Raw genomic sequence first — 13,577 nt, forward strand, 5'->3', positions numbered from 1 at the left:
ATAATGCATTTAGTAATGAACTTTTATTATAGTTACATTGTTAAATAGTTATAATTGATAATTATATATAAAGTGTTATTCTCAAAGATGGTTTTTGTTTTAGCTTTAGTTTTTATTTTATTTTTGAATGGTTTTAGTGTTAGTGCTCAGGATTTGTCATTAGTTCCTGCGGATGAAAAAACAATGCTTCAACGTATTACTGACGGCAAGCGTGATATTGACTGGGCGAACATGAATATTCAGTTTTGTACTGCTGCAGATGCTTCATTTAATAATGGAGACTTTGATAATATGGCCTTTAAGGTACATAGAGTACGACTTGAGGTTTTAGGAGCATTCAGAGACAAGTTTTCTTATCATTTCAGACAATCTTTTAATAAGTACACCAATCCGAATATTCCGTTGGATAATCTTGCCGGCTCTGTTGAATTGGCAATGGTAGGATGGCAGTTGAATGACAAATGGGGATTGACTGCCGGAAAACAGCCTGTACAGTTCAGTGGATATGAATGTTGGGTTAATGCTATTAAAGTGAGACATTATTCCGACTTTAATAATACGATACCAGCCTACCAGGTGGGATTGAATATGGCATATAATATAAATGAAAATCAGGTTATGAATTTCCAGCTTACCAACAACAGGAATTCAACAATAAATGACCAGTTTATGTATTCTTTGCCGGATGATGTGGAGGATTCTAAAATACCTATGCTGGGAACCGTAAATTGGGATGGATATTTTGTTGACAGAGCTATGCAGTTGCGATATTCATTGTCATATGGTCAATTGGCAAAAGGTAAGAACATATTTTATTTTACATGTGGTAATGTATGGGATAAAAAGCCTTTCTTAGGTTATATTGATTTTATGTATTCACGTGAAGGACTTGATTCCAAAGGTCTAATAACATCGTCATATGATGTTGATGGAAACAATGTAATTACGGCAAAAAATGTAGAATATTTTACAACCATTGCCAATTTGGATTATAGGGTTTCTCCTCATCTTAATCTATATATAAAAGGAGCATACGAACTTGGTAATGTTTATAAGTCGTCAGAAGAATTTCAGTCAGGCAACTACAGAAGAACATGGAATGTACAGTTCTGTGCGGAGTATTATCCTATGTCCGACAGTGAACTGATTGTATATCTCCATTTGCTTCACAAAAACACTCATCTGACAGATATTGCAAGAAAGTATGGAGCAAATAGCTATAATCAGCAACGCATTTCTTTAGGATTAGTATATACTTTGCCTGTTTTCTGATTAAAAAGTTTTCTCTATCTGTTTAATTGATAAAAAAAATATATCTTTGCATATCTTTTTATTTGGAACGATTATAAAAGAAAAATAATATGCTCACTATTAAACAAATTACAGAAGATACCGATAAGGTAATTCGTGGACTTGAAAAGAAACACTTTGCAAATGCAAAAGAAGCGATAGCAAAAGTTTTGGAATGCAACGATAGAAGACGTAACGCTCAGAATCAATTGGATAGAAATCTTGCTGAGGTAAATTCTCTTTCAAAGAGTATTGGAATGCTGATGAAAGAAGGCAAGAAAGAAGAAGCTGAAGCTGCAAAGAATAAGGTTGCCGAGTTCAAGGAAGCAAGCAAGACATTGCAAGCTGAAATGGATAAGGCATCTGAAGAAATGCAGGAAATATTATATACTATTCCTAATGTTCCTTACGATGAAGTGCCAGAAGGTTCATGTGCAGAAGATAATGTGGTTGTAAAGCATGGTGGTATGGAAACTGAGCTTCCAAAGAATGCGTTGCCACATTGGGAACTTGCCAAGAAGTATGATTTGATAGATTTCGATCTAGGCGTAAAGATTACAGGTGCTGGTTTCCCTGTTTATAAAGGAAAGGGTGCCAGATTGCAGAGAGCCCTTATTAACTTCTTCCTTGATGAAGCACGCGCTTCAGGATATGAAGAAATCATGCCTCCTACAGTTGTAAATGCTGCTTCTGGTTATGGTACAGGTCAGTTGCCAGATAAAGAAGGTCAGATGTATCATTGCAATCTTGATGATTTGTATCTGATACCTACAGCTGAAGTTCCTGTTACAAATATCTACAGAGATGTAATCCTTGATGAAAAACAGTTGCCTATCAAGAATTGTGCATATACTCAATGTTTCCGTCGCGAAGCTGGTTCATACGGTAAGGATGTTCGTGGTTTGAACCGTTTGCATGAATTCTCTAAAGTAGAGTTGGTAAGAATAGACAAACCTGAGCATTCAAAACAGTCTCATCAGGAAATGTTGGATCACGTAGAAGGATTGTTGAAGAAGTTGGAACTTCCATACAGAATACTTCGTCTTTGCGGTGGTGATATGAGTTTTACAGCTGCAATATGTTATGACTTCGAAGTATATTCAGAAGCACAGCAAAGATGGTTGGAAGTAAGTTCTGTATCTAATTTTGATACTTATCAGGCAAACCGTTTGAAATGTAGATTTAGAAATGCAGACAAGAAAACTGAACTTTGCCATACATTGAATGGCTCGGCTCTAGCTTTACCAAGAATCGTTGCAGCCTTGCTGGAAAACAATCAAACTCCTGAGGGTATTAGAATACCAAAAGCGTTGGTTCCGTATTGCGGTTTCGATATAATAGATTAAAATATAAAACACGATAAAATCCCGGTTAATCCGGGATTTTTTTTATAGTAAAACTTGCAATAAATATGCCCGTTAACATATTTATAACAAGTATTTCAGTAATGATTTTTTATTTGCTGGAAAAAAGTAACTATTTTTGAAAAAAAACGTGTTTTACGTTTTGATTTGATTTTTTAATTACTAATTTTGGGGTGAGATTTATAACATATTTATTGAACTATTTAATAACCTTAATATAACATCTATGAGTTATTTACGTTTTGATAAAACTCTTATGACGAATTTGGAAGAATCTTTACCGCGTGAGATTCTTCGTACAAATCGTTCCGGGGCTTACCATTGTTCTACAATAGTAGATTGTAATACTCGCAAGTATCATGGACTGTTAGTTATTCCTGTTCCTGAATTGGATGACGAAAACCATGTACTGTTGTCGGCAATGGATGAGACAGTAATACAGCATGGTGCTGAATTTAACCTGGGACTCCATAAGTATCATGGAGATAATTTTAGTCCGCGCGGTCATAAATATATCCGTGAATATGAGTGTGAAAAAGTTCCAACAACATGGTATCGTGTAGGTGGAGTTATCTTGAAGAAAGAAAAGGTCTTCGTTCATCATGAAAACCGTATTCTGATAAGATATACTTTGGTTGATGCACATTCTGAAACAATATTAAGATTACGTCCTTATTTGGCTTTCAGAAGTGTAAGAGAATACACTCATGAGAATTCTCAGGCTAGTAGGGAATATGATGTGATAGACAACGGAATCAAGACACGTATGTATCCTGGTTATCCTGAATTGTATATGCAGTTCAGTAAGGAAAACGAATTCCATTTCCTGCCGGATTGGTACAGAGGTATAGAATATCCAAAGGAACAGGAACGTGGCTATGATTTCAATGAAGATCTTTATGTTCCTGGCTATTTTGAATTTAAAATCAGTAAGGGAGAAAGTGTTACATTCTCCGGTGGTATTTCTTCTGTAGATACATCTAAACTGAATCAGTTGTTTGCAGATGAGGCAGAACAGAGAACTCCTAGAAAAGACTTCAAAAACTGTCTTATCAATGCAGCCCACCAATTCTTGAATAAACAGGATAGTGAATCATATATATTGGCAGGTTATCCTTGGTTCAAGTGCCGTGCCAGAGATATGTTTGTTTCATTGCCAGGTCTTACATTGTCCATTGGAGAAGTCTCAAAATTTGAGATGATAATGGAGACAGCCATAAAAGCCATCTATTCATTTATGAATGGCGAGAAATCTACATTGAAAGTTTATGAGATTTATCATCCTGATGTTCTTCTATGGGCTGTCTGGACAATACAGCAATATGCTAAGATGGTTTCAAGAGATGCTGCTAAAGAAAAGTATCTAGGGCTGTTGAAAGATATAATGACATATTTGCTTGATGGCAGACATCCTAATCTTGAAGTAAGAGATAACGGATTGGTATATGCAAACGGTAGAGACAATGCTATTACGTGGATGAACTCAACTGTTAACGGTCGTCCTGTAGTGGGAAGAACAGGATATATAGTAGAATTCAATTCTCTTTGGTATAACGCATTGTGTTTCACAGCAGATATTATGGCTGAAGTCGGTGACAATGACTTCTCTTATCGTTTGAAATCTTTGGCTGAGAAAACAGGAAAATCATTTATTGACACATTCTTGAATGAATATGGCTATCTGTTGGATTTCGTGGATGGTGATATGATGGATTGGAGTGTTCGTCCTAACATGATTTTCGCGGCAGCATTCGATTATTCTCCACTTGACGCAAAACAGAAAAAGGGTGTAATAGATATTGTTACAAAAGAATTGCTTACTCCTAAAGGTCTTCGTTCTTTGAGCCCGAAAAGTGGAGGCTACAATCCTAACTATGTTGGACCTCAGATGCAGAGAGACTATGCATACCATCAGGGTACAGCATGGCCTTGGCTTGAAGGTTTCTACATGGAAGCTTATCTGAAGATTTATAAGAGAAGCGCTATCTCTTTCTTGTGGAGACAGTTTGTTAGCTATGAGGATGAAATGACATGTCACTGTCTGGGAACACTTCCGGAGTTGTTTGACGGTAATCCACCTTTCAAAGGTAGGGGAGCAGTATCATTTGCAATGAATGTTGCGGAAATTCTTCGTGGCTTGTATTTGTTGGATAAATTTGAGAATCAATAAAGAAGGAGGAGTTTTATGAAAGTTTTAATGTTTGGTTGGGAATTTCCTCCAAAAATATACGGCGGTCTTGCTGTCGCTTCCTATGGTATAACCAAGGGGCTAAGTTTACAAGGCGATGTAGAAACAGTGTTTTGTATGCCTAAACCGACTGGCGATGAGGAAGGATTCCTGAAAATAGTTGGCATGAACCAAGTGCCTATAGTATGGCGTGATGTGGATTACGATTATCTTAAATCTCGTCTGCATGCAAAAATGACGCCTGAGGAATATTATGCTTACCGCGATAAGATATATGCTGATTTCTCATACATGAATGTCAACGATCTGGGATGTATGGAGTTTGCAGGCGGATATCCTGGAAATTTGCATGACGAAATAAATAATTTCTCAATTATTGCAGGTGTTGTTGCAAGACAGCAGCAATTCGATATTATTCATGCTCACGACTGGTTGACTTACCCGGCTGGTGTTCATGCAAAAATGGTTAGCGGAAAGCCTCTCTGTATTCATGTTCATGCTACAGATTTCGACCGTTCCCGCGGAAAAGTAAATCCTACTGTTTATTCAATTGAAAAGAACGGTATGGATTATGCCGACTGTATCATGTGTGTATCCGAGCTGACTCGTCGTACTGTTATTAATGAGTATCATCAGGATCCTAGAAAGGTATTTGCGGTACATAATGCAGTTTATCCATTGTCGCAGGAATATCAGGATATACCACGTCCGGATCACTCTAAAGAAAAGATTGTTACTTTCCTTGGACGTATCACAATGCAGAAAGGACCGGAATATTTTGTTGAAGCAGCAGCTATGGTATTGAAACGTACACGTAACATCCGTTTCGTGATGGCAGGTTCCGGAGATATGCTGAATGCCATGATTAATCTGGTTGCAGAACGAGGTATTGCTGATCGTTTCCACTTCTCTGGATTTATGAAAGGTAAACAGGTATATGAGGTTTATAAGAACAGTGATGTTTTTGTTATGCCTTCAGTTTCCGAACCTTTCGGTATTGCTCCATTGGAAGCTATGCAGTGTGGAACACCTTCTATTATTTCCAAGCAGTCAGGTTGTGGAGAAATCCTAAGTAAAGTTATCAAGACAGACTATTGGGATATCCATGCTATGGCAGATGCCATATATTCAATATGTACAAATCAATCGCTGTTTGAGTATCTTCAGAAAGAAGGAAAGGCCGAAGTTGACGGAATCACTTGGGAAAAAGTTGGTCTGAAAGTTCGTTCTTTGTATGAAGATGTTCTGAGAAATTATAATAAGTAAAATATTAGTCTTAAGTTGATATGAAAACAATCTGTTTATATTTTGAGATTCATCAAATAATACATTTGAAACGTTACCGTTTCTTTGAAATTGGCTCAGATCATTATTATTATGATGATTTTGCCAACGAACAGGGTATTAACGAAATTGCTGAACGTTCTTACATTCCGGCTTTGAATACCCTTATACAGATGGCAAAAGAAAATGAAGGAGCATTTAAAGTAGCTCTTTCCATTTCTGGCGTTGCCCTTGAACAATTGGAAATCTATGCACCGTCTGTAATAGAATTGTTGCATGAATTAAATAATACTGGATGTTGTGAATTCTTGTGCGAACCTTATTCTCACGGACTTTCTTCATTGGCTAATGAAGACTGCTTCAAAGAAGAAGTTACCCGTATGCGCAAGAAAATCAAGGACTATTTCGGCAAGGAACCAAAAGTATTCCGTAACTCAAGCTTGATTTACGACAACGAGATTGGCGGTATGGTAGCCAATATGGGATTTAAGGGAATGCTTATAGAAGGAGCTAAACATGTTCTTGGATGGAAGAGTCCTCACTACCTGTATCATTGCGTAGAGAATCCTAATTTGAAGCTTTTGATGAGAGATTTCAAGCTTTCAGATGATATAAGTCTTCGTTTCTCTAACAGTGAATGGAGCGAATATCCTCTGTTTGCAGATAAATATATCGGCTGGATTGATTCTATGCCTGAAAGCGAGCAGGTGATAAATATATTTATGGAATTGTCTGCTCTTGGATATTTCCAGCCATTGTCTTCAAATATCCTCGACTTTATAAAGGCTCTTCCTATCTGTGCTAAACAGAAAGGTATAACTTTCTCTACTCCTACAGAAATTGTGTCAAAACTGAAATCTGTAGATGCTATGGATGTTCCTTATCCAATGTCTTGGGTTGACGAGGAAAGAGACATCAGTCCATGGTTGGGTAACGTAATGCAGCGTGAAGCATTCAATAAGTTGTACAGCGTGGCAGAAAGAGTTTATTTGTGTCAGGACAAGAGAATCAAGCAGGATTGGGATTATCTGCAGGCCAGCAATAATTTCCGCTTCATGACAACTAAGGATAGTGGAGTTGCCTTTAACCGTGGAATCTATGATTCTCCTTTTGACGCTTTCACTAACTATATGAATATCCTTGGCGATTTCATCAAACGTGTCAATTCACTTTATCCTGTCGATATGGAGAACGAAGAACTTGGCTCTTTGCTTACTACTATCAAGAATCAGGGCGCAGAATTGGTACAGCTGAATGATGAGGTTACAAAACTTAAAAAGAAATTGGCTGACGCTGAAAAGAAACTGGCAAAAGAAGAAAAGGCACCTGCCAAGAAGACAACTTCTACTGCCAAACGTGCTACAAAAACTGCAACAGCCAAGAAAGCAAAAGAGGAATAAAAAATATTTCCAATATAAATTAGTAATGAGGGTATGTCGTCTGGCATACCCTTTTCTTTTTATTATTGCTCATTTAATTCTTATTATTATTGACATTTCAAATGTGTCTTACTGATAGAAATAAAAAAAGCATGTAACGTGATTTAAATTGTCATGTTACATGCTTTTTAAAATTAGTAAAGTGGTTATAACTTTACGGTTTAGTATATACAATTTCTATATTGAGTTCTTCACCATCTTCTCCGCCGAACAGTTTTGCTGCGTTCACTTCCATATCATGCGAAACGCCTATGATATTTCCTTCTGCATCTGTTTCAGTTGTTACAGGTATCAGCAATACTTTATCTCTGTCTTCGGTATATTCCTCTCCGGATCTGATTTCGCTGAATATATTGCTTATCAATCTATTAAGCTTTGAGAACGTATATGAGTTAGTATTACTGCTATATGTTCCCAGGAATGATGTCTTGTTGTCGTATGTCTTGTTTTGTTCGAAGAAGGTATCTATATCGCCTTTTCTTACCATCAGGACATTTTGTGGAATTCCCATTGTGAAAGTATTGGAATTCTCATTTCCTGCATATCTGTATTTCTTTATTGAAAGGGTTACAGAGTTAAGAGTATCTTCCTTGTGTGTATCGTAAATTTCATTAATAGGCAATGTTATTTCAGTACATAGACCGGCAGGTGTTTTCAGATATGTATGTTTTTTATCATTTACTAGTTTGTCAAGTTGTTCTTCTGCATTGTAAAGTCTTGTGGACATTAAAACTTCCTTACTGGCTGCAAGCACTGTATTACCTTCTACAATAGTATCATTTCCTGTTGTTTGGCTCTTTGTTTCATATTTCATATTTAGCCTTAACCATATATCTTTAATATATACTACAGAACCGTCACCTTGTGTTGTGTGTACATAGAAGCCTTTTAATACATTGTTTATAAAAGAATATGCATCTTTGAAGTATTCAGGGTTGCTTCTGTATAGATTTTCTATCCTTTTACCAAAATCCTTTCCTAAATCTATTTTAATACTAGGATAGTAATCACTTGTGTTTCTAATAGAATCACTTACAGACTTATCTACTGCTGCATATGATTTCTTGGCTATACAATTAGAGTTCTCATTGTAATATTTTTCAGGAGTAAAGTCTGTGTAGTACAAATCTGTATCTTCATCTGTAATTTTTTTATCAAGTTCATCTACTTGTACAGTGAGAGTGGCTAACGAGTCTCCATAAAAACCGGTATAGTATAATTCAAGTGATGCACTTGTAATCTCTTTTAATTTTTCTGGTAATTCGAAGTTTTCTGGACAGTTTATTTGAGTAATAAAATTTGCTGAATACTGTCCGAAGTATGGATCTGTGTATTTCCCAAGATAGGCTTTGTTTGTACGTGAATATACTTTATCCAGTTTATGTGTTCTTGAAGTAACCTTATACGTATCAGAGAAAGCTTCTATCTTGTCCAGATTCGAAACAAAATCTCCGACTCCTGTAGTGGAATCATCACAGCTATAGAGTAATGCTGTAAATGTAAATACAGCTAACAACTTGAATTTCATACTATATGTAATATATTGGTTATAAAAATGAATCAATACAGACTTATCCATATTGATTCATGGTAAATTAATTATTCTACACCTTCCAGTACCTTATCATACAGTGTGTTGCAAGCGTCAGCATAAGCTTCAAATCCTTGCTGATTTTCTACAACCGGTATGTTAAGGCTTCTAGCATAATCCAATAACTCTGGGTTTACATTTTCGCCATTCTGTACAACACCGTCAGAATATGCAATTGCAAGTTTGCACAATTCATTATAGTTTACCGGATTATTTATCATTTTCAAATCATCTGATGTGATTTCTTTGAACTTCAATTGTTCGTTGAAGTTTTCCACGAAATTTGATTTGAAACCATCATCATAGATAGAGAATACAACTTTTGAGTCGCGGAATGAAGGTTCGTCGTAGTATGCTTTCTTGATATATAAAGGTACTACAGCACTCATCCATCCATGGCAGTGTATTACATCAGGACACCAGCGAAGTTTTTTCACAGTCTCCAATACTCCTCTTGCATAGAAGATAGCTCTTTCTCCATTGTCTTCGTATTCATTTCCGTTTTCGTCAGTTGTCATAAGTCTGTGCTGGAAATAATCGTCGTTATCAATGAAGTATATCTGTCTGCGTGCAGCCTGAACAGATGCCACCTTAATTATAAGAGGATGGTCTGTATCGTCTATTATCAAGTTCATTCCAGACAGGCGGATTACTTCGTGCAACTGATTTCTACGTTCGTTTATGATACCCCACTTAGGCATGAATGTACGTATTTCACGACCTTTGTCCTGAATTGCTTGTGGAAGATTTTGTCCGATAAGCGACAATTCGCTTTCCGGTACGTAAGGAGTAATTTCTTGTGTAATGAATAAAACTTTCTTAGCGCTCATGTTATTATTAAATGCTCAAAATGTTTTGCAAAGTTACAAAAAAAAAGGTATATTAAAAAATGCAGTTTCAAATAAATCCTTATAGTATGTTAACATGTTTTGGTTTTATGCGAAATAATTCATTTTACAACCGTTTTTCAGCTTGTTAGTGAGTTAAAAACGACACTTTTTTGTATTTATCTTTCATTATGTGGTAAATAATGGTTTACTTTGCACCCGATTTCAGGAACTATATAATAGCTCTGTATATAGACTTAATATAGAATAGTATAAACTATAAGAAAGAAATGAAGTTAATTCAGACAATCAGTGAACTGCGCAGCGAGTTGCAGGCAGTTCGTAAGCAAGGAAAGTCAATAGGTTTAGTCCCTACTATGGGTGCTTTGCACGACGGACACGCTTCTTTGGTAAAGCGTGCGGTAAAGGAAAACGACGTGGTAGTGGTCAGCGATTTTGTCAATCCTACTCAGTTCAATGACAAAAATGATTTGTTGAAATACCCAAGAACTTTGGAAGCCGACTGTGCTTTGCTTGAGAAACATGGTGCAGCATTTGTTTTTGCTCCTTCGGTAGAAGAAATTTATCCTGAGCCTGATACACGTCAGTTCAGTTATGCTCCGCTTGATACTGTTATGGAAGGTAAGTATCGTCCGGGACACTTTAATGGAGTTTGCCAGATTGTAAGTAAGCTCTTCATGATAGTTGAGCCTGACAAGGCTTATTTTGGTGAGAAAGATTTCCAGCAGCTTGCTATAATCCGTGAGATGGTACGCAAGTATCCTTTTAATCTTGAGATTGTAGGTTGCCCTATAGTGCGCGAGGCTGACGGTTTGGCTTTGAGCAGTAGAAACGCAAGACTTTCTGCAGAACAGAGAGTTCAAGCATTGCAGATTTCGAAGACTCTGTTTGATAGCCTGGAGTTTGCAAAACTGCATACGCTTGCCGAGACAAAACAATATGTAGAGGACAGAATAGCTGCATCTGAAGGTTTGCGATTGGAATACTTTGAGGTAGTTGACGGTGATACATTGCAGACTGTTTCTTCATGGGATGACAGCAAATATATTGTGGGATGCATCACAGTGTTCTGTGGCGAAGTCAGATTGATTGATAATATTAAATATAAAGAATAAACCCAGTAAAAACTATGATGATAGAAGTATTGAAGTCGAAGATACACCGCGTCACAGTCACTCAGTCTAACCTCAATTACGTTGGCAGTATCACAATTGACGAGGATCTGCTTGATGCTGCAAATATAATTGCCGGCGAGAAAGTGCACATCGTTGACAATAATAACGGTGAAAGATTTGAGACTTATGTAATAAAGGGAGAGCGTGGCTCAGGATGTATATGTCTGAATGGGGCTGCAGCACGCAAGGTACAGGTAGGAGATATTGTGATAATAATCTCATACGCTCTTATGGATTTTGAGGAAGCCAAGACGTTCAAACCTTCAGTGATTTTCCCTGATACTTGTACCAACAAGTTGGTGTAATTTTATACTTGCTATATATGCAGAAAAAACGCTTTGACGTTTTACATAAAACGTCAAAGCGTTTTTTCTTAAATGCCTAATCGTTTTTTCTATCTGTTATAAGGCCTTCTCTTTCAGGATACCTGTTCTGTATGCTATGAGAAGTTTCTTCAAGTCTTCAATTTGAATTTTCAGCTCCTCGCCTTTATCAGTATCTTTCACCATCATACGCTTTGTACTTAGCTCTACTATCTGAGTTGTAGATTTGATGTCTTTACCTTCCTCTATGGCAGCTTGCGTAGAAGTGAAAGGTTCGTGTTGTACGAGCTGGAAACCTCGTGAGTGATATACCAATGTATATCCGGCTATACCGGTTTCAGGCTGGTATGCTTTAGAAAATCCTCCGTCAATAACCATAAGTTTTCCGTTAGCTTTTATAGGCTTTTCACCCTGGACGGCTTTTACAGGAACGTGTCCGTTGATGATATGGCGGTGTTCACCTTCTACGTTGAACTCATCAAGAATCATGTCGCACACGGCTTCATCATTTCTCTTCGAATAGTAATATCCCTTTATCTCCTTATGGGTTTCCTTGTCTGTCAGGAAGTATCTTTCGAAAGTGGCCATCTTGCTCTTGTCGAATGCAGGAGAGTCCTTGCCGCACCACAGATACCATACATAGTCTATGGCAAAGTCCTTTTCTTCATTGTCTTTGTCGGCGAAATAGGCAGTACGTATAAGCTGACCTACTTTATTGAGCAGTTCCTTACCTTTATATTTCTTGTCGCCTATACTTATTTCTTTCAGACTTCCGTCTTCGTTAAGAGGCATTGAGGCATGGAAAAGGAGGTTGGAGTTGCACACATTATACATACATCCGTATCTGAACAGACATTTCATGTGTTTGCGGAGCTTTTCGCTTCTTGTGAATGAATCATAAAGCTTGTTCACCACATCAGCCTCTTCTTCCGTAAGCCTGTATGGATCATTAGGATTGACAGTAGGCATGAGGCAATCTCTCATCTCATATTCCTTGTCACCCAATTTCAAGACTTTTTTCTCGAAATCAATATGATGGAGGAGCATTCTGTCTTCCATCTCGAATTCCGGTCTGCGTTTTATTATTTCGGCCTCCAGCTTGAACTGTATTATACATATGGCCTTATGCATCTGTGCTATCATGCGCAGTGTCTTGTCGCTGTACTGTGCGTCATACTCTTTTGGATAGAACTGGGTGCATGGATCGTCAGCGTACGCTTCCATTGCGAATGTAGCGAGCGGAAGCAGGTTGATGCCGTATCCGTCTTCTAAGGCAGGCAGATTGCCATATCTCATTGCCAGACGCAGAACATTTGCTATACTGCATTTGTTTCCTGCAGCAGCTCCCATCCATAGTATGTCGTGGTTTCCCCACTGTATGTCGAAGTTATGATAGTTGCACAGTGTGTCCATTATGATATGTGGGCCCGGACCTCTGTCGAAGATATCTCCAAGAATATGCAGTGAGTCGATGGTAAGTCTTTGTATAAGATTGCAAAGGGCGATTATGAAATCATCAGCCCTGTCTGTTTCTATAATGGTGCTGATAATTACATTGATGTATGCCTGCTTGTTCTGCGTAGTGCTGCTTTCATGCAGAAGCTCCTGTATTATGTATGAGAATTCTTCAGGCAATGCCTTTCTTACTTTCGAACGTGTGTATTTCGACGATACGTTCTGACATACGCTTACCAGTTGGTTCAGCGTAATCACGTACCAGTCGTTCATATCTTCTTCTGTTTCCTTTACCCTGATCAGTTTTTGTTCCGGGTAATATATCAGAGTACATAATTCTTTCTTTTCAGCCTCTCTAAGAGTATTTCCGAATATCTCGTTTACTTTTCTTTTTATGGCGCCGGAAGCATTTCTCAGTACGTGATTGAATGCTTCATATTCCCCATGAAGGTCTGCCAGAAAGTGTTCTGTTCCTTTTGGAAGATTGAGTATGGCTTCGAGGTTTATAATTTCAGTACTTGCGGCAGCTATTGTCGGGAAACTTTGCGACAGTAGTTCCAGATACCTTAAATCGTTTTTGATTTCCTCTATTTTTGCCTTGTTTGTTACTGTCATGGCTT

10 protein-coding genes are annotated in these 13,577 nt (G+C 37.6%); 7 read left to right on the forward strand and 3 right to left on the reverse strand.

Going from position 1 to position 13,577, the window contains the following annotated elements; genetic code table 11:
- Positions 1-87: 87 nt before the first annotated feature.
- The 5 genes from OCV82_RS12890 (at position 88) to OCV82_RS12910 (ending at position 7,526) form a co-directional block, all read left to right on the forward strand.
- Positions 88-1,272 (forward strand): OprO/OprP family phosphate-selective porin, encoded by a 1,185-nt coding sequence (locus tag OCV82_RS12890; protein WP_154044771.1) that lies wholly within the window; start codon positions 88-90, stop codon positions 1,270-1,272.
- 89 nt (positions 1,273-1,361) lie between these two features.
- On the forward strand, positions 1,362-2,636 hold the full coding sequence (gene serS, locus OCV82_RS12895) for a serine--tRNA ligase (protein WP_154044772.1): 1,275 nt from the start codon (positions 1,362-1,364) through the stop codon (positions 2,634-2,636).
- A 244-nt stretch (positions 2,637-2,880) separates the two neighbouring features.
- The gene (locus tag OCV82_RS12900) at positions 2,881-4,824 is read left to right on the forward strand and encodes a glycogen debranching enzyme N-terminal domain-containing protein (RefSeq protein ID WP_154044773.1); all 1,944 of its coding nucleotides are present in this window, start codon (positions 2,881-2,883) and stop codon (positions 4,822-4,824) included.
- Between the two features lie 15 nt (positions 4,825-4,839).
- Complete coding sequence (locus tag OCV82_RS12905; RefSeq protein WP_154044774.1) at positions 4,840-6,108, forward strand: glycosyltransferase family 4 protein; 1,269 nt, start codon at positions 4,840-4,842, stop codon at positions 6,106-6,108.
- A gap of 20 nt (positions 6,109-6,128) precedes the next feature.
- Positions 6,129-7,526: a glycoside hydrolase family 57 protein gene (locus OCV82_RS12910; RefSeq protein WP_154044775.1), complete on the forward strand. Its 1,398-nt coding sequence runs from the start codon at positions 6,129-6,131 to the stop codon at positions 7,524-7,526.
- A 193-nt stretch (positions 7,527-7,719) separates the two neighbouring features.
- Here OCV82_RS12910 and OCV82_RS12915 read toward each other — a convergent pair whose 3' ends face one another.
- Positions 7,720-9,093 (reverse strand): DUF4270 domain-containing protein, encoded by a 1,374-nt coding sequence (locus OCV82_RS12915; RefSeq protein ID WP_154044776.1) that lies wholly within the window; start codon positions 9,091-9,093, stop codon positions 7,720-7,722.
- A 71-nt stretch (positions 9,094-9,164) separates the two neighbouring features.
- Positions 9,165-9,986: a glycogen/starch synthase gene (locus OCV82_RS12920; protein WP_154044777.1), complete on the reverse strand. Its 822-nt coding sequence runs from the start codon at positions 9,984-9,986 to the stop codon at positions 9,165-9,167.
- A gap of 287 nt (positions 9,987-10,273) precedes the next feature.
- On the opposite strand from OCV82_RS12920, the gene panC reads away from it, so the two are divergent.
- Together panC and panD are read left to right on the forward strand one after the other, a co-directional pair.
- Positions 10,274-11,119: a pantoate--beta-alanine ligase gene (gene panC / locus OCV82_RS12925; RefSeq protein ID WP_154044778.1), complete on the forward strand. Its 846-nt coding sequence runs from the start codon at positions 10,274-10,276 to the stop codon at positions 11,117-11,119.
- Positions 11,120-11,133: 14 nt separating this feature from the next.
- Positions 11,134-11,484 carry an aspartate 1-decarboxylase gene (gene panD, locus OCV82_RS12930; protein ID WP_154044779.1) on the forward strand — a complete coding sequence of 117 codons (351 nt, stop codon included), beginning with the start codon at positions 11,134-11,136 and terminating at the stop codon, positions 11,482-11,484.
- A gap of 96 nt (positions 11,485-11,580) precedes the next feature.
- Here the strand turns inward: panD and OCV82_RS12935 are convergent, their stop codons facing one another.
- Entirely contained in the window at positions 11,581-13,572 is a 1,992-nt protein-coding gene (locus OCV82_RS12935) for a fructose-1,6-bisphosphatase (RefSeq protein ID WP_154044780.1), read from the reverse strand.
- Positions 13,573-13,577: the final 5 nt, after the last annotated feature.

This window comes from Bacteroides cellulolyticus, from assembly GCF_025567135.1.
In the GTDB taxonomy this organism is placed as follows: domain Bacteria; phylum Bacteroidota; class Bacteroidia; order Bacteroidales; family Bacteroidaceae; genus Phocaeicola; species Phocaeicola cellulolyticus.